This is a genomic window from Corynebacterium sp. ACRPQ (genome assembly GCF_022347225.1).
GTDB lineage: Bacteria > Actinomycetota > Actinomycetes > Mycobacteriales > Mycobacteriaceae > Corynebacterium > Corynebacterium tuberculostearicum_D.
In genome coordinates, this window is the sequence record NZ_JAKRNF010000009.1 from 26,007 (window position 1) to 43,720 (window position 17,714).

Annotated in this window: 17 protein-coding genes; 7 read left to right on the forward strand and 10 right to left on the reverse strand. The window is 58.9% G+C overall.

Translation table 11 applies throughout. From position 1 onward, the window contains the following. Positions 1-9: 9 nt before the first annotated feature. Entirely contained in the window at positions 10-684 is a 675-nt protein-coding gene (locus MHY24_RS06755) for an NAD(P)H-binding protein (RefSeq protein ID WP_239228803.1), read from the reverse strand. A gap of 104 nt (positions 685-788) precedes the next feature. Between MHY24_RS06755 and MHY24_RS06760 the strand changes: the two genes are divergently transcribed. Together MHY24_RS06760 and MHY24_RS06765 are read left to right on the forward strand one after the other, a co-directional pair. After that, a complete protein-coding gene (locus MHY24_RS06760) occupies positions 789-1,058 on the forward strand; it encodes an ACT domain-containing protein (protein ID WP_179386521.1) in 270 nt (89 codons plus the stop codon). A 1-nt stretch (position 1,059) separates the two neighbouring features. Next, a complete protein-coding gene (locus tag MHY24_RS06765) occupies positions 1,060-2,424 on the forward strand; it encodes a PFL family protein (RefSeq protein WP_239228804.1) in 1,365 nt (454 codons plus the stop codon). A 24-nt stretch (positions 2,425-2,448) separates the two neighbouring features. Here MHY24_RS06765 and MHY24_RS06770 read toward each other — a convergent pair whose 3' ends face one another. From MHY24_RS06770 to MHY24_RS06810, 9 genes are all read right to left on the reverse strand, one after another. Next, positions 2,449-3,771: a DUF2254 domain-containing protein gene (locus MHY24_RS06770; protein ID WP_239228805.1), complete on the reverse strand. Its 1,323-nt coding sequence runs from the start codon at positions 3,769-3,771 to the stop codon at positions 2,449-2,451. Positions 3,772-3,777: 6 nt separating this feature from the next. After that, on the reverse strand, positions 3,778-5,409 hold the full coding sequence (locus MHY24_RS06775; protein ID WP_005328391.1) for an ABC-F family ATP-binding cassette domain-containing protein: 1,632 nt from the start codon (positions 5,407-5,409) through the stop codon (positions 3,778-3,780). A 114-nt stretch (positions 5,410-5,523) separates the two neighbouring features. Further along, positions 5,524-5,931 carry a metal-sulfur cluster assembly factor gene (locus MHY24_RS06780; RefSeq protein ID WP_005324830.1) on the reverse strand — a complete coding sequence of 136 codons (408 nt, stop codon included), beginning with the start codon at positions 5,929-5,931 and terminating at the stop codon, positions 5,524-5,526. After that, entirely contained in the window at positions 5,932-6,384 is a 453-nt protein-coding gene (sufU, locus tag MHY24_RS06785; RefSeq protein ID WP_204609002.1) for a Fe-S cluster assembly sulfur transfer protein SufU, read from the reverse strand. It lies immediately after the preceding gene. Further along, the gene (locus tag MHY24_RS06790; RefSeq protein ID WP_239228806.1) at positions 6,381-7,628 is read right to left on the reverse strand and encodes a cysteine desulfurase; all 1,248 of its coding nucleotides are present in this window, start codon (positions 7,626-7,628) and stop codon (positions 6,381-6,383) included. Before MHY24_RS06790 ends, sufU begins: the two co-directional genes overlap by 4 nt. Positions 7,629-7,673: 45 nt before the next feature. Continuing rightward, entirely contained in the window at positions 7,674-8,432 is a 759-nt protein-coding gene (sufC, locus tag MHY24_RS06795; RefSeq protein ID WP_198493085.1) for a Fe-S cluster assembly ATPase SufC, read from the reverse strand. A 30-nt stretch (positions 8,433-8,462) separates the two neighbouring features. After that, positions 8,463-9,617, reverse strand: coding sequence for a Fe-S cluster assembly protein SufD (gene sufD, locus MHY24_RS06800; protein ID WP_005328395.1), 1,155 nt, complete (start codon positions 9,615-9,617; stop codon positions 8,463-8,465). A 5-nt stretch (positions 9,618-9,622) separates the two neighbouring features. Continuing rightward, complete coding sequence (sufB, locus tag MHY24_RS06805; protein WP_275431205.1) at positions 9,623-11,062, reverse strand: Fe-S cluster assembly protein SufB; 1,440 nt, start codon at positions 11,060-11,062, stop codon at positions 9,623-9,625. Next, complete coding sequence (locus MHY24_RS06810) at positions 11,059-11,796, reverse strand: metalloregulator ArsR/SmtB family transcription factor (protein WP_239228807.1); 738 nt, start codon at positions 11,794-11,796, stop codon at positions 11,059-11,061. The genes sufB and MHY24_RS06810 overlap by 4 nt, the downstream gene beginning before the upstream one ends. A gap of 269 nt (positions 11,797-12,065) precedes the next feature. Between MHY24_RS06810 and mptB the strand changes: the two genes are divergently transcribed. The 5 genes from mptB (at position 12,066) to MHY24_RS06835 (ending at position 17,688) form a co-directional block, all read left to right on the forward strand. Further along, complete coding sequence (gene mptB / locus MHY24_RS06815) at positions 12,066-13,790, forward strand: polyprenol phosphomannose-dependent alpha 1,6 mannosyltransferase MptB (protein WP_239228808.1); 1,725 nt, start codon at positions 12,066-12,068, stop codon at positions 13,788-13,790. A gap of 6 nt (positions 13,791-13,796) precedes the next feature. Beyond that, complete coding sequence (locus MHY24_RS06820) at positions 13,797-14,726, forward strand: ABC transporter ATP-binding protein (protein ID WP_239228809.1); 930 nt, start codon at positions 13,797-13,799, stop codon at positions 14,724-14,726. 57 nt (positions 14,727-14,783) lie between these two features. Further along, on the forward strand, positions 14,784-15,548 hold the full coding sequence (locus MHY24_RS06825; protein ID WP_239228810.1) for an ABC transporter permease: 765 nt from the start codon (positions 14,784-14,786) through the stop codon (positions 15,546-15,548). A 69-nt stretch (positions 15,549-15,617) separates the two neighbouring features. Continuing rightward, positions 15,618-16,646 carry a heme A synthase gene (locus MHY24_RS06830; protein ID WP_239228811.1) on the forward strand — a complete coding sequence of 343 codons (1,029 nt, stop codon included), beginning with the start codon at positions 15,618-15,620 and terminating at the stop codon, positions 16,644-16,646. A gap of 64 nt (positions 16,647-16,710) precedes the next feature. Continuing rightward, entirely contained in the window at positions 16,711-17,688 is a 978-nt protein-coding gene (locus tag MHY24_RS06835; protein ID WP_239228812.1) for a quinone oxidoreductase, read from the forward strand. Positions 17,689-17,714 lie beyond the last annotated feature (26 nt).

The following is a 17,714-nucleotide window of genomic DNA, read 5'->3' on the forward strand; positions in this document are numbered from 1 at the left end:
TCTAGCGCCTTACTTGATGGAGCTCACCGGATTGTCGCCATCAACGAAGGCGAGCGGGGAATCCGGCAGGTTTTCGCGGCCAAGGACCTCGACGATGACGTCCGCAACCAGCTCGCGGGAAGAAGTCAGAGACTCCTTCAGCATCTTATCCTCAATCTGCTCAATGCCCTTGGCTGGTTCTTCGGTCAGCATCGCTGGCTTGAGGATGAGGTGCGGGTAGCTTGCCTGTACAAGGCGGTTGTCTACTTCCTTCTTAGACTCCACATAGGCATACCACTTCTCATCGGCAGGATCCGTGGTTGCTACCTGGGAGCCGACATAAGAGATCATCACATAGGCAGGCACATTCTTGCCCTCCTGCTGCAACTTGTCCATGGCGTCGAGGGTAGCGAGGGCACCATCGCGGTCGACGGCCCAGGTGAGGTCTGCCCCACCGCGGCCGCCATTGCCAGCGCCCCAGACTACAGCGTCATAAGCGGCGAAAAGCTCTGCCCACTGATCCACGGTTTGTTCAGTAATATCCGCCATAACTGGGGTCGCGCCGAGCTTTTCAATCTCGGCCTTTTGCTCTGGGTTGCGGATGAGGGAGTGGACCTCATGACCGGCCTCAACCAGCTTTGGTGCGGTCAGCAGTCCGACCTTGCCGTGTCCACCGATGTACAGAATCTTCTTCTTTTCAGTCATACCTCCCCACGGTAACAACGGCGCGGCCGGCGTGCAGACGGCCTCCTTACTCCGGCACGTACAAACCACCGCGGCGCGCCCGGCAAGCAGATAGAATTGCACGCATGTATGCCATTATGACCGTCACCGGCGCCGATAGCACCGGCATCATCGCCGCGGTGACCACTACCCTTGCAGAACTCGATATCAACGTCATCGACGTCTCCCAGACGCTCATGGGCGGATACTTCACCATGATCCTGCGCGTCGAATTCGATGCGGACAAGGTCTCCATCCAGACCATCAAGGAGCGCATGCGCCCCGTGGCGGAGGAAAAGCACCAGTCCATCCGCATTCAGTCCGAAGACCTCTTCACCGCCATGAACGAAATTTAATATGAGTACGCGTTTTAATACCACCAATATCTTGGACACCATCGAGATGATTGAGAACTATCGTCTCGATATCCGCACCGTGACCATGGGCATCTCCCTCCTCGGATGCACCCGCTCCACCATGGAGGCCACCTGCCAGGCCATCTATGACCGCGTCACGCAGCAGGCAGGGCGCCTCGTCGAGGTATGCGAAGGCATCGAAGGCGAGCTCGGTATCCCCATTGTGAATAAGCGTATTTCCGTAACCCCCATCTCTTTGGTGGTGGCCGGCGTAGAGGGAAACCCCGTTGATGCGGCGAAGGCTCTGGACAAAGCAGCCAAGGAGGTAGGCGTCAACTTCGTAGGCGGCTATTCCGCCTTGGTAGAAAAGGGCGCTACCACCGCCGAGCAAAAGCTCATCAGCTCCATTCCGGAGGCGCTGGCTACTACGGACGTTGTGTGTTCCTCCGTAAATATCGCCAGCTCTCGCGCCGGCATCAACATGGATGCGGCGAAGAAGATGGGCGAGGTCGTCAAGGAAGCGGCCGAGCTGACCAAGGACGATTCCGCCATTGCGTGCGCCAAGCTCGTGGTCTTTGCTAACTCCGTGGGAGATAACCCTTTTATGGCCGGCGCCTTCCACGGCATTGAGGAACCCGATTGCGTGGTCTCCGTGGGCGTTTCCGGCCCGGGTGTAGTCGACCGTGCCTTGGGCTCGCTGGAGGGGGCCAGCTTAGACCAGGTTGCAGAAGAGGTGAAGAAGGCTGCTTTCAAGATCACTCGCGCCGGGCAGCTGGTAGGCACCATGGCCTCGGAGCGCCTGGGCGTTCCTTTCGGCATCATCGACCTTTCGCTTGCCCCGACCGCGGAATTGGGCGATTCGGTTGCGCACATCTTGGAGCACATGGGCCTAGACCAGGTAGGCACCCACGGCACCACTGCGGCCTTGGCTCTGCTTAACGACGCCGTTAAGAAAGGCGGCATGATGGCTTGTTCCCGCGTGGGCGGTCTGTCTGGTTCCTTCATCCCCGTTTCCGAGGACAAAGGCATGATCGATGCGGTCAAGTCCGGCTCCATTTCCATGGACAAGCTGGAGGCCATGACCGCTATTTGCTCGGTTGGCTTCGACATGATTGCGCTACCGGGCGATACCTCTGCCGCGACGATCTCGGGCATGATTGCTGATGAGGCCGCCATTGGCGTGATGAACCATAAAACCACCGCAGTACGCGTCATTCCGGTACCTGGCGCCCAGGTAGGCGACGAGGTCAGCTTCGGTGGACTTCTTGGCTACGCTCCTGTCATCCCGGTCAATCAAGTGGGCAATGCGCAGTTCATTAACCGCGGCGGCTTTATCCCCGCCCCGGTGCACGGATTCCGCAACTAGCGCCAGCGACAACCGCGCCGCGGGCTAGTCCGCGGCGTGCTCCTCGCCCGGCTTATCAGATTCCGCCCACGCAGCTAGGTTGGCCTGGAAGTGCTGGTAGGAGTCCTCCAACTGCTTCAGCTCCACCTCGCCGCCTACCTGGCGGCGGGCATCGGAATAGATGGCCCGGGCGGTGTCGTCAAGCACACGCCGGCGTTCCGCTGTGCGAAGGAGAGCAACGACCTTAGCTAGGTTATCCAGCATGCTGAGGTAAATCTCCGCGTTATCGGCCGCATCGCGCCGAATCTGTGTAAACATCGCCTCGACGATTTCGTCATAGCTAAAGGTCTGATAATCCAGCCGAAACTCGCCGCTCACATGCACAATGCCCTGCGGAAGACGCTTATCCCCAATCACCGTAAGAATCTGGGTGAAGCGGTCGATGATATCAATTACCGTGAATGGGTCATTAACGCCGGTACTCAAAGCGCGGGCAGCAATTTCTGCGAGGTGCCGGGCGGTAAAACGCGGGTCATGGGCAGAGGCGTTTTCGCGGTGTTGCGTGAGCACGATATGACGCTCAATATCTTCCGGCAACCGTGGCACGCCGTGGGCAATGACCTCGCCTTCCAGCACTAGGTCTCCCGGTGCCACGCCGAGGTGCACCGCGCAATTTTCCCGCGCCGCAGCCTGCGCGATGGCGTCATAGTCCACGAATTTGAGATAGCCAGTCTCACCACTGCGGCGCTTTTCCGCGTTCGCGTAGAACTCTGGCCCCGGCGCTTTTACTCTCTCTTCCTCCTCACCGCGGCGGATGAGCCGGCGCATGTGGCTTTCTACGTCTTGGGCAACCACGTGCACCACGTGGGACATGCTGATCGATTGCGCAATGTGCACGATGAAGTAGATGAGGAAGACAACGCAGGCGATGGCCAGCAGCACCGTTACGGCTACATTGAGGGAAGGAACGTATTCTTCTTCCCCACTGCCGCCGCTACGGACCGCGCGCAGGGATAGGAGCGCAAAAATAAAAGTTGCCAGGTAGATCGCCAACGTGGATTGAATGGAGCGATCCTTTAAAAACTCATGCAGGAGGCGTGGTCCCATCACCGTGACCACGCCCGACAGCGCGGTCAGGGTGATGAAAAAGACGGTGCCGGCTAGGGACAGTGACGAGGTTGCTACCGCGCTTAAAATCCCTTGCGCGCTATCGGCGCTGCCGTCATAAAAGAGCGTGGCCGACACATCAAAATTGCTACCAACCGCAATGAGCAATTCCGCGCCGATCGCGGCTATGGCCACCGCCACGGCGGGGATGAGCCAAAACTTCTCCCGCCAGGCGGGCATCCTCTCCAGCAGTGTCTTCATAAATCCCTAAGCTAGCTCCACGATCTCCATATAGTCATCGGACCACAGGTCCTCATCACCGTCGGGCATGATGATCACGCGTTCCGGATCCAGTGCCTTAACCGCACCTGGATCGTGCGTCACCAGCACCACAGCGCCCGTATACGTTTTTAGTGCATCAAGCACTTGCTCGCGCGAAATTGGGTCCAAGTTATTGGTCGGCTCGTCTAGTAACAGGACATTCGCGCGACTGGAGACCAAGGCAGCCAGTGCAAGGCGCGTCTTCTCGCCGCCGGAGAGGGTGCCCGCAGGTTGCTCCAACTTCTCGCCGGAAAACATAAAGGCACCAAGCAGGCTGCGCAACTCCTGCTGATCCGCGTCAGGACAGGCATCGATGGTGTTTTGCCACACGGACTTATCCGGGTCGATGGTGTCATGCTCCTGCGCGAAGTAGCCGATACGCAGGCCGTGGCCGCTGACGATACCACCTTCACCATCGGTGCGTTCCACACCGGCCAGCAATTTCAACAGGGTGGTCTTACCTGCACCGTTGTAGCCGAGAACAACCACCCTAGAACCTTTGTCGATGGCGAGGTCTACACCCACGAAAACCTCCAGCGAGCCGTACATCTTGGTCAGGCCCTTGGCATTCATGGGGGTCTTGCCGCATGGCGCTGGCTCGGGGAACTTGATATTGGCCACCTTATCGGCCACGCGGACCTCATCGAGCTCGCTCATCATGCGTTCAGCACGGTGGAGCATCTGCTTTGCCGCGGCGGCCTTGGTTGCCTTGGCACCGAGCTTGGCCGCCTGCTTTTGCAGTGCAGACGCCTTCTTTTCCGCATTGGCGCGCTCTCGGCGGCGCCGCGCTTCATCGGTAGCACGCGCATCGAGGTACTTCTTATAGCCCATGTTGTACACATCGGCCTCACCGCGGACCGCGTCAAGGAACCACACCTTGTTGCACACGGCTTCTAGCAGTTCGACGTCGTGGGAAATCATAATGAGCCCGCCCTCGTGCTTGGACAGGAATTGGCGCAGCCACGTAATAGAGTCCGCATCCAAGTGGTTAGTCGGCTCATCCAGGAGCAGCGTGGTCTGGGATTTACCGGAGCCTTCAGTAGCCGCAAAGAGGATCTGTGCCAGCTCCACACGGCGGCGCTGGCCGCCCGAGAGAGTCTTGAGCTTCTGATCTAAGACGCGCTGTGGCAGGCCCAAATTATCGCAGATCTGCGCGCATTCGGAATCGGCTTCATAGCCGCCGAGCGACTCGAACTGCTCCTCCAAGCGGGAATACTTACGGATAGCCTTATCCCGGAACTTATCGTCCGTGGCCGATTCCATGAGCTCTTGTTGCTTCGCCATACGGCGCTTAAGATCATCTAGACCGCGTGCGGAAAGAACGCGCTCGCGCGCCGTTTGCTCAATATTTCCCTCACGGGAATCCTGGGGCAGATAACCAATGGGGCCCGAGCGAGTCACAGAACCACCATAAGGCTCCGTCTCCCCTGCCAAAATGCGCATGGTCGTCGTCTTGCCCGCGCCGTTGCGGCCGATGAGGCCGATGCGGTCGCCGGGCTGCACGCGGAGGTGCTGCCCGGGGGCGTCGAGAAGCGTGCGCGCTCCTACCCTGACTTCGAAATCATTGGTTACAATCACGAAGAAATAGTCTAGCAATTGACGCCGCCAACGCTAAGACGCACTAACGCCCCCAACAGCCGCTTCCCTAGTCCGAGAAATGCGCTGCTGGGGGCGTGTGATTAATACGCGATTTTAGACCGCGAAGCCGAGGGCCTGAAGCTGCTCGCGGCCCTCCTCAGTAATCATCTGCGGGCCCCATGGTGGCATCCATACCCAGTTGATGCGGACGGCATCGGCCAGCTTATTTGCCTTGACGATGTCTTCCACCTGTTCCGCAATGACATCGGTCAGCGGGCAGGCCGGCGAGGTCAATGTCATATTGATCATGACGATTTCCTTGCCATTGTCCTCTTCAAACCAGAGGTCATAGACAAGACCCAGGTCGACGACGTTAATGCCGAGCTCGGGGTCAATGACATCACGCATGAATTCGGTGACATCAAAGGCCTTAGAGATCTGCTCTTCAGTCTGCTCCGGGCGCTCGCCGCTGCCGGAGAATGAAGAGTTCTCGTTCTGATAAGGATCTACGGGTTCGGTCATCTAGTTCTCCACTTCAGTTAGTGCATCGGCGGATGCAGCCTGGAAGGCCTTCCATCCGAGGAGCGCACACTTGACGCGCGCTGGGTACTGGGACACGCCGGCGAAGGCGACGCCGTCACCGATAAGGTCTTCATCGCCCTCTTCTTGGCCGCGAGAGGTAATCATCTTTTCGAACTCGGCCAGCTTCTCATTGGCTTCCGTAAGCGGCAGCCCCACAATTTCCTCAGCCATAACCGAGGTAGAAGCCTGCGAAATGGAGCAGCCTTCCGCGTCATAGGAGACGTCCTCTACGGTCTTGCCGTCGTCCGAAAGGCGCACGCGCAGGGTGAGCTCATCGCCGCAGGACGGGTTCACGTGGTGGACCTCGGCCTGATATGGCTCCCTCAGGCCGGCGTGTTGGGGGTTCTTATAGTGATCCAGGATGACGTCCTGGTACATGGAATCTAGGTTCATGAGGCAACTCCAAAGAATTCGCGGGCAGCCTTGATTGCGTCCACCAGCTTATCTACTTCTTCCTCGGTGTTATATAGGTAGAAGCTAGCGCGGGCGGTGGACTGTGCGCCGCAGGCACGGTGCAGTGGCCACGCACAGTGGTGGCCAACGCGAATGGACACACCGTGGTCATCGAGGACCTGGCCCAAGTCGTGCGGGTGAACGCCTTCCACAGTGAAGGAAATGGCGCCACCGCGATTTTCGGTGGTCTCTGGACCGATGATGCGCAGACCCGGGATTTCCTTGAGCTGGCGCAATGCGCGCTCGGTGAGCTTCTTTTCGTGCGCGTGGATATTGTCCATGCCCACTTCTTCCAAGAACTTCACCGCTGCGCCGAGGCCAACCACCTGGCTGGTCATCTGCGTGCCCGCCTCAAAGCGCGTCGGCGGCTCGGCAAAGGTGGTCTCTTCCATCTTGACAATCTCAATCATGGAGCCACCGGTCAGGAAGGGCGGAAGCTTCTTGAGCAGCTCATCCTTGCCGTACAGCACACCCACGCCGCTGGGGCCGCACATCTTATGGCCGGAAAAGGCCGCGAAATCCACGTCCAAGGCGTGGAAATCCACCGCCATATGTGGCACCGACTGGCAGGCGTCAAGGACAACCATGGCGTCCACCGCGCGGGCGCGGCGCACCAGTTCATCCACGTCCACCACGGCACCCGTGACATTGGATTGGTGAGTAAACGCAACTACCTTGACGGAATCATCAAGCTCGAGCGAATCAAGATCGATACGGCCGTCTTCGGTCATGGAATACCACTTCAACGTAGCGCCAGTGCGAGCGCAGAGCTCCTGCCACGGCACCAAGTTGGCGTGGTGCTCCAATTCGGTGATCACGACGGTATCGCCCTCGCCCACGTAGAGGTCTCCCGCGCGCTCGTCGCTCAGCACATAGGCAACTTCGTTCAGGGCCTCGGTGGCGTTCTTGGTAAAGGCGATTTCGTCGCGGTCCGCACCCACGAATGCGGCGATAGCTTGTCGCGCGGACTCGTAGGCGTCATCGGCCTCTTCCGCCAGCTGGTAGGAACCGCGGTGGACAGGAGCGTTCGTGTGCAGCACAAACTCCTCCTCCGCCTTCCATACCGGCAGCGGGCGCTGGGAAGTAGCGCCCGAATCCAGATACACCAGTGGCTTATCGCCGCGCACAGTGCGCTGGAGGATCGGGAACTGCTCCCTAATTGCGTTTACATCAAATCCAGTCATGAATCTTCTTTAGATAGTCGCGGTTGACCGGCCCGTGGTCGGTCCTTACTTCAGGAACTGGTCGTAGCCGTCAGACTCGAGCTGATCCGCTAATTCGGCGCCACCGGTCTTGATGACTTGACCGTCTGCAAAGACGTGCACAAAGTCCGGCTTCACATAGTTCAGGATGCGCTTGTAGTGGGTAATCATCAAGATGCCACCATTGGTTTCCTTCTGGTAGCTATTGATGCCCTCAGACACGATGCGCAGAGCGTCAACGTCCAGGCCGGAGTCGGTCTCGTCCATAACTGCGAACTTCGGCTTCAGGATATCCAGCTGCATGACTTCGTGGCGCTTCTTCTCACCGCCGGAGAAGCCTTCGTTGACGGAGCGGGAGATGAAGGACTTATCAATCTTCAAATTCTCGCGGGCCTGGGTAAGCTCCTTGTTCCATTCACGCAGCTTCGGTGCTTCACCGCGAATGGAGGTAACTGCAGAGCGCATGAACTGAGAGACCTTTACGCCTGGTACCTCAGTTGGGTACTGCATAGCCAAGAAGAGGCCGGCGCGAGCGCGCTCGTCGACGGGCATCTCCAGCAGATTTTCGCCGTCGAGAAGCACCTCGCCCTCGGTGACCTCATACTTTGGGTGGCCGGCGATGGTGTAAGACAAGGTGGACTTGCCGGAACCGTTCGGACCCATGATGGCGTGGATCTCACCGGAGTTGATGGTCAGGTTAACGCCCTTGAGGATTTCCTTCGGCTCGCCGCCTTCTTCCGTCGGCAGCACCTGGGCGTGGAGGTTCTTAATTTCCAGAGTAGACATAATGTGTGTGGTTTTCCTTCTATGAAAGCTTTAGGCGGAGATCTTTTCCAGTTCTTCGGAAATGCGGTTTTCCAATTCCTCGGACAGGGACTGCACCGGGATGCGGTGGATGACCTCATTGAAGAAGCCACGGATGATGAGGCGGCGGGCTTCAGCCTCTGGAATGCCGCGAGACATCAGGTAGAACAACTCGATGTCATCGAAGCGACCGACGGTGGCCGCGTGGCCTGCACCGGTAATTTCGCCGGTCTCAATCTCCAAGTTAGGGATTGCGTCTGCGCGAGCGCCCTCAGTCAGAATCAGGTTGTTGTTGGTCTCGTAGGTATCGGTGCCCTGTGCATTGGAGCGGATAAGGACATCGCCCACCCAGCAGGTGCGGGCCTCATTGTCCTTGGTGCCCTGCAGTGCGCCCTTGTATAGGACGTGGGAGCGGCAATTAGGGACGGAGTGATCCACCAACATGCGGTTTTCAAAGTACTGGCCTTCATCAGCGAAGTAGACGCCCAGCAACTCTGCGTCGCCGCCCTGCTCGGTGAAGTTCACGCGAGGCACGATGCGTACCACCTCGCCGCCAAAGATAGCGGAGTTGTGGCGCAGCACGGAATCGCGGCCGAGCTGTGCTACGTGGTTAGACAGGTGTACGGCATCGTCTTCCCAATCAACGTCAACAACGACGGTCAGGTGAGCGCCATCGCCCACGATGAACTCGACGTTATCTGCGTGGGTGCCAGAGCCGACGTACTTCAGGATGACGGTGGCTTCCGCGTGGTGGCCTACCTCGATGGAGGTGGCGCCAAAGGAAGTTACGCCCTCGCCCTTGCCGGTGTAGGTAATGACAACGGGCTCTTCCACCTGAGCCTCAGCGTCAATGGTGACAACCTGGCCTTCAGGCATAGAAGTCCACGCCTGTGCCGCAACGCGGTCAGACGGGGTACCAACGCGGCCCAAGCGCTCGTCATCGCGAGCGACGGTCTCGGAGCTTACGCCTGGATGTTCGCTCACGGTGACATCCTGTGCCACTGCCTCAGCGAACTCGCCATTGTGCAGTCCACGGAGCTTGCGCAGGGAGACAAAGCGCCACACCTCATCGCGGCCGTGCGGCACCGGGAAGTCCTCCACGTTGGTGGAGGTAAAGACGTCACCCTTGGTGATCTTATCCGGATTGAATTCGTTCGAAGCGACCATTTTCTTTAGCCGACCGATCCTTCCATTTGCAGTTCGATGAGGCGGTTGAGCTCGAGGGCGTACTCCATCGGCAGCTCCTTAGCAATCGGCTCAACGAAGCCACGCACGATCATCGCCATTGCTTCTTCTTCCGCAATACCGCGGGACATCAGGTAGAACAGCTGTTCCTCAGAAACCTGGGAAACGGTTGCCTCATGGCCCAGCGTGACGTGGTCATTGCGGATGTCGTTATACGGGTATGTATCCGAACGCGAGATATTGTCCACCAGCAACGCATCGCACTCGACGTTAGAGGTGGAATGGTGCGCGTTTTGATTAACCTGCACCAAGCCGCGGTATGCGGCGCGGCCGCCGGCACGGGCAACCGACTTGGACACGATATTGGAAGAGGTGTGCGGAGCCATGTGAGTCATCTTGGCGCCCGTGTCCTGGAACTGGTTCTCACCAGCAAAGGCAACGGAGAGAACCTCGCCCTTGGCGTAAGGACCGGTCATCCATACGGCTGGGTACTTCATGGTGACCTTGGAGCCGATGTTGCCGTCGACCCATTCCATGGTGCCGCCTTCTTCTACCTTGGTGCGCTTGGTCACCAAGTTGTAGACGTTGCTGGACCAGTTCTGAATGGTGGTGTAGCGGCAGCGGCCGCCCTTCTTCACGATGATCTCCACTACCGCGGAGTGCAGGGAGTCAGACTTGTAGATAGGAGCGGTACAGCCCTCGACGTAGTGAACATAAGCGTCCTCGTCGACGATGATGAGGGTGCGCTCGAATTGGCCCATGTTTTCCGTGTTGATGCGGAAGTAAGCCTGCAGCGGAATATCTACATGCACGCCCTTGGGCACGTAGATAAAGGAACCACCGGACCACACTGCGGAGTTCAGCGCGGAGAACTTATTGTCACCGGCTGGGATAACGGTGCCGAAGTACTCCTTGAAAAGTTCAGGGTAGTCACGCAGTGCGGTATCAGTATCGACGAAGATGACGCCCTGGCTTTCCAGGTCCTCACGGATCTGGTGGTAAACAACCTCGGACTCGTACTGGGCTGCCACGCCGGCAACGAGGCGCTGCTTCTCGGCCTCTGGAATGCCCAACTTATCGTAGGTGGCCTTGATATCGTCAGGGAGTTCGTCCCAGGTCTGGGCCTGCTCCTCAGTGGACTTCACGTAGTACTTAATCTGGTCGAAGTCGATGCCAGACAGATCCGCACCCCAGGTGGGAACGGGCTTCTTATCAAAGATGTTGAGTGCCTTCAGGCGCTGGTTAAGCATCCATTCCGGCTCGCCCTTCTTGGCGGAAATATCGCGTACTACATCTTCGTTCAAGCCGCGGCGAGCAGAAGCACCGGCCGCGTCCGAGTCGTGCCAGCCGTACTCATATGCACCAATGGAATCAATGATTTCATCATCGGTCATCTTGTTCTCGGGTGCCGATTGTGCCTGGGTCATGACTCGCTCCTTTCAGTATTTGTATTAACGGGTGTCAAGGGGATGTTCGTGGTACAGATCCCATGACCGCCGGCGATGGAGGCCAAAGGCTGTACGTGTTTGCCTAATAGAGCAGAAAAGACTTCTTGTTCCGCCTCACACAGCTCCGGATGCTCGGCCGCCACATGGGAGACCGGACAATGGTGCTGACAGATTTGCACTCCCTGACCAGCGCGGTCCACCGTGGCGGCATACCCGTGCTCGTCCAATACCTCGGCCAGCTTGCGGGCCACATCCTCTACAGATTCGCCCTCTTCTACGAGGGGGCGCACATCTGCAACGAGACGCCCGAAGCGGACCTTGGCAAAGCGCTTAACGGCCTCAGACCCGCCGACGTCGCGAAGCGCCGTCAAGGCATCAGAGGCCAAATCATCGTAGGCGTGGCCGAATTGCGCTCGGCCACGATCGGTGAGGCGGAAGTGTTTGGCTGGTCGCCCGCGACCAGAGCCGCTACCCGCTGAACCGCGGGTAACTGGGCGGCGGCGCACAACCTCCGTCAATTCCTCTTCCACCAAATTGTCTAAGTGCCGGCGGATTCCGGCAGCAGAAAGGCCAAGGCGTTCACCCAAGTGGGAAGCGGTAACGGGCCCGTCCTTCAGCAGCAACAGCATCACTTGCCGGCGGGTATCGCCATCCGTAGTGCGGGATTCCTTAGCCGCCTTATGCGTAGTTTCTACGCGCTGAGGTGTGCTCATGCCGGGACCTCCCTTCGTGCTTCGCTCACTTACAGCCGCCCTGCAGCCGGCTCCCGTAATTCCGAGAGTCGCGCCGCAGTCCAACTGCGCCTCCTTTATTAGACAACACTAGTGTTCCTTAATTCATTCCGGAATGCCACCATTAGCCATTCTTCGGCGTGGCACGGGGGTGGCTTACTCCCCTCATCGCCACAACTGGCGGTGCTGCGCGCGTCAAAATGGCGGGCCTGCTGGGGTTGGGGCGGAGGATTCGCGTAAGGTCTTAACCCATGACAGGCAAATTCCGCGGCTTTCTTTCCGGCGTCAAGGCCGAGCTGCCGCAGCTGGGCACCGCTGGTTCCCGGTCTGCGCGGCTACACGCCGAGGACACCGGAGCCGCAGAACCTGATTCTCGTTTTGATTTTGTCCCCGCCAAAGAAGATGGCCTAAAGCGCACCACCACCGCACAATGGCGGACATTTTTTATCTTGCGCTGGGTGGGCACAGTGGGTTCTCTACTTATCGCCTTCGGCGCGTTAGGTGCCGGCGCCCTCCCAGTAGTGGGAAACCCTTATGACAACGTGCCTTTTGGATCCCTCATGTCTCGCATGCTGCAGACCTCTTCTGCCATAGTCATGGTGGGAGTAGGCCTGATGGTGGCCGCCTGGGTTTTCTTGGCCCCTTTTGTAGGCACCCCGCTGCGCCAACCCCAGGAAGGTGCCCTCACCCCAGCGCGCGCTCGCCGGCTCGTGACCACACACCAACTATGGCGCACGTGGGCCGGCTGGGTCATCCCGCTGATTTTTACCGCCCCGCTCTTCACCCAGGACATTTACTCCTACTTGGCCAACGGTTCCATCGTGATGCAGGGCATGGATCCGTATTCTGCAGGACCGGTGCAATTGCTTGGCGCGGGTGATGAGCTCGCCCGATCCGTACCGTTTATCTGGGCCAACTCCCCTTCTCCCTATGGCCCCGTAGCACTCGGGCTTGCTGGGGTGGTGAGCGCAGTTACCTCAAATTCCATCCTCTTGGGAGTTATCGCCCACCGCCTCCTATCCATCGCCGGTATCATGGTTGCTGGGTGGGCCATAAGCTGTTTGGCGCGGCGCTGCCGGGTATCTCCAGAATCTGCCCTATGGCTCGGCATTCTCAACCCTCTCACTATCTTGCACCTGGTGGGCGGAATCCATAATGAGTCCATCATGTTGGGCCTGCTTCTAGTGGGTATGGAGCTGGGCCTGCGGGGCGTCGACAAGCTGGAAAAGTCCACGCGCAGTGCCTACCTAACACTAATTGCTTCTGGATTTTGTCTGTCCTGCGCCGGGATGGTCAAGGTTACCGGCTTTATCGGGCTGGGCTTTGTAGGGATGGCCTATGCCCGCCACCTGATAGACAAGGACGGTGCAACACGCTGGAGGGCTTTGGTCTACGCCATTGCCCTGCAGCTAGTTATTTTAATTGCAACCATTGCACTTATTAGCGCCTTGACCGGTATTGGCCTGGGGTGGATCACGGGACAAGGCGGGGCGGCCTCCATCCGCTCGTGGCTTTCTACCTCCACCGCCGTAGGCGTGGGCACCGGCTTCATCGGAATGCTGTTGGGTCTAGGCGACCACACCGAAGCTATTCTCACCGTAACCCGTACCTTTGGCGTGCTGGTGGCAGTAGCTTTCATGGCCCGCATGCTCTTTGCAACGTTGCGCGGCTACATCCACCCTGTGGGAGGACTCGGCACCGCCTCCTTAGTACTGGTTATCTTCTTTCCCGTCGTCCATCCGTGGTACATCCTGTGGGCGGTACTGCCTTTGGCCGCATGGGCCAACCGGCTTATATTCCGTTTCTGCGTCGTGGCTTATTCGGCAGCTATGAGCTTCTTTGTACTGCCGCGCGGCCTCGGGTTGCCGCCCAGCACTATCATCGTGATCTACGTGTCGGCAGCCTGCACTTTCGCCGTCATCGCCACCCTGTGGTGGGTTGCAGTGCGGCGCAGCGGAATCCGTGTCCTAAACTAATCCCACGTGAATTCCATTTCAGCCGATCGCCCAGCCCTCACCGTGGACAACGTGGTGAAGAAATTTGGCCCCACCACCGCCGTTAACGGTCTAAGCCTTAGCGTTGCCACAGGTGAGGTCTTTTGCCTCCTTGGCCCCAATGGCGCCGGAAAGTCCACAACGATTGAGATGTCAGAGGGTTTTATCCACCCCACCAGCGGCACAATCGACGTCCTAGGACTCGACCCGAGTTCCGCACCGGACAAGGTGCGCGAAAAGGTCGGCATCATGTTGCAGGGTGGTGGTTCCTACTCCGGCATCCGTGTTCTGGAAATGCTAGAACTTTCCGCTAGCTACAGCGCCCATCCCCTCTCCCCGCACTGGCTACTGGAAACGCTCGGGCTTGATGGAGTAGCCCGGACTCCCTATCGCAGACTCTCCGGCGGGCAGCAGCAACGGCTTTCCCTCGCCCTAGCAATCATCGGTCGGCCCGAGCTAGTTTTTCTCGATGAGCCCACCGCTGGCATGGATGCACAATCCCGTTTGGCGGTCTGGGACCTTGTTCGGGCCCTGAGGCGCGATGGCGTCACCATTGTTCTTACCACCCACCTCATGGATGAAGCGGAGTCACTAGCGGACCGAGTGGCAATCATGGATCATGGCGAGCTTGTAGCCCACGGCACCCCCGCGGAACTTACCGCCCAGTCGGACTCGGCAGGGCTTAGTTTCAGCACCGATATCGATGTTGATATGGAAGCTTTGGCTGAGGCTGGAATTCGAGCAACCAAATCCCGGCCGCTGCATTACCGCTTGACCCAGGCCGGCACTCCCGAGACGATTGCCGCGCTGAGCGCCGAACTCGCCCGCCAAGGAGTCCTGCTGCGGCGCTTAGACGCAGCCCACCGCAACTTAGAGGAGGTCTTCCTTGACCTTACCGGGCGCCATTTGCGCAGCTAGCTGCGTCCTCCGCCAGGATCGAATTCAATCAACTGCGTTGCGGAAAGAAACCACCACATGAGCACTACATTTAACATTGGAACCTTTACCCCGGCCCCCAAACGGGCTAGCGCCGGCGCCATGTTGCTCGCGCAAGGAAAGATGGAAGCAAAACTCATGCTGCGCCACGGCGAACAGCAATTGCTCAGCGTCATCATCCCGCTGGCCCTGCTCATTGGCGCGGCCCACCTAGAGTCGCTCACCGGACATGGCTTGCACGAAGTCTTTCCCATGGTGCTTGCAGTAGCGGCCACCTCCGCAGGCTTTACCGGTCAGGCCATTTCACTTGCCTTTGACCGGCGCTACGGGGCCCTTAAACGCACCGGCGCGTCCGGTGTGCCCGCATGGGCCATTATTGGCGGCAAAATCCTCGGCGTGCTCACCATGGTGGTATTCCAAATCCTCGTTTTGGGCATAGCTGCCTATATCCTGGGCCTCCGCATCAGCCTGGGCGGGGTGCTGCTCATGATTCTTTCGCTATTTTTTGGCGTTGCGGCTTTTACCGCCATGGGGCTGCTGCTCGGCGGCACCCTCAGCTCTGAGGTGGTACTCGCACTGGCCAATCTCATCTGGTTCCTGCTCCTCGGCGTAGTCGGATGGACCCTCTACTCCCAGGGGCTGGGCGATAACGGCATCCTCAACGCGGTGCCGACCGTCGCCCTAGCAGGCGCGCTTACCGACGCCTCTAATTCCACCTTCCCCGGCCTCGAGCTCCTGTCCTTGTTGGCGTGGCTTGCGGTGGCGTCGTTCGCTGCGGTCCGTTGGTTCCGCTTCGATGGCTAAATGTGACTTTTGTCCGGTTCCTCTCGAAACGAGAGGAATTTTTATGCCCGAAATCTCCCGACTAGTAGGATGCTATGCGTGAATTACTGGACGAAGATCAAGCGCTTCTTTAAGGAAGCCGCCCCTACACTGCAACAGCAGCGCCTCATCGCGCTCATCCTCCTCTTGTGCCAGGGTGGCATCACCGTGTCTGGTTCCATTGTCCGCGTGACCGGCTCGGGATTGGGTTGTCCCACCTGGCCGGAATGCCAACCAGGCTCCCTTGTCCCTATGGAAGGCGCTGCGCCTGCTCTCCACCAGGCCATCGAGTTTGGTAACCGCCTGCTTACTTTCGTCGTGACCGCAGCGGCTGTCGCCGCCGTCATTGCCATGCGCATGGCGCGTCGCCGTGCAGAGCTCAAGGTGTACGCATGGCTCAACGTCGCTGGCATCGTACTGCAGGCGATCATCGGCGGTATCTCTGTCCACCTAGACCTCCGGTGGTGGTCCGTGGCGCTGCACTTCCTACCTTCGATGCTCTTGGTATGGCTGGCGGCAATGCTTTATTCCCGCATTGTGGAACCCGATGACGGAACGCCACGCGTTCGCTTCCCTCAAGCGATTCGCCTCCTTGCAGCGGTCGCTACCGTTGCCCTGAGCATTGTGCTCATCACCGGCACGATGGTTACCGGTTCGGGCGTTCACTCTGGCGACTCCGGGGTGGGAATGGAAGGCCGCCTGCAGGTAGATACCGAAGCCATGGCCGTCACCCACGCCATGTGCATGTACGTCTACCTGACGCTTACGGTTATTACCGTCTTCCTGCTTTACAAGAACCGCGCACCTCAAGACGCTAAGAAGGCTGGCTGGGTCCTCGTTGTATGCATCCTCATTCAGTGGGCAGTAGGCGTTTACCAGTTCTACATGAGCATTCCGCGCTGGACTGTCCCCTTCCATATTGGCCTCTCCTCCTTCGTCACCGCGTATACCGCCCTGCTATGGGCACACGGTGTACGCCGCACCGACGGCACCGCGGATCTCATCACCGGCTCCCCCAGCGGCGATGAAAAGTACGCGGCGCGCCAAGCCTCTCTCGAACGGGAGCGCGCGAACGCTTAACCCATAACGCTCACGGCCGGCCGAGGTACTGCACTCGGCCGGCTTTTTGCGCTAGCCTGGCTATATGCACGCAATTCAGGTCACAGAAACCGGCGGACCAGAAGTACTTCGCTATACCGAAGTTCCCGCCCCCACCCCTAATGACGATGAGGTATTGGTGGACGTCATCATGGCTGGCGTCAATTACATCGATACCTATTATCGTGAGGGTATTTATAACGCGGCCACCCCGTTCATTCCCGGATTCGAAGGCACCGGGCGCGTAGTCCACGACCCCAAAGGGGAGATTGCCGAAGGCACTATGGTGGCCTGGAACCAGGCTTTTGGCTCCTATGCGGAGCAGGTCTGCGTCCCACGAGAGGGACTAGTGGCGGTCCCGGATGATTTCCAGCCAGAAGTCGCTGCCTCTATGCTGCTGCAAGGCATTACCGCACACTACTTGGCGCATGGCGTTTATCAACTGGGTGAAGGTGCTTCCTGCCTGATTACCGCCGGCGCCGGCGGTGTCGGCCAGATCCTCACCCAAATGGCATCGTCGCTCGGCGCTACCGTTTATACGGTGGTCTCCACGGACGAAAAGGAAGAACTCTCCTACGCAGCCGGTGCGGATAAGGTATTTCGCTATGGCGAAGGACTCGCCGAGCAGGTCCGTCGCTACAACGGTGATAAGGGGGTCGACGTGGTTTATGACGGCGTCGGCAAGGCTACCTTCCACGAGTCACTCGAAGCAGTACGCCCCCGTGGCACCGTCGCGCTCTTCGGCGCTGCCTCTGGCCCAGTTGAGCCTATCGACCCGCAGCTGCTGAACAAGCATGGGTCTATCTTCCTCACCCGGCCTTCCATCGGCGCATGGACAGCCCAAGAAGGCGAGTTCCAAATGCGTGCCCAGGCGGTCGTCCAAGCTGTTATCGACGGCGATCTGAGCTTCAACGTCACGGCATCTTATCCACTGGAAGATGCCGCTGCGGCCCACCGCGATCTCCAAGAGCGCAAGACTACCGGTTCGATCGTGCTGCGCGTCCAAGCTGGCGATAAAGCCTAAACCCACCCACAAACGCCAAAAGCGCG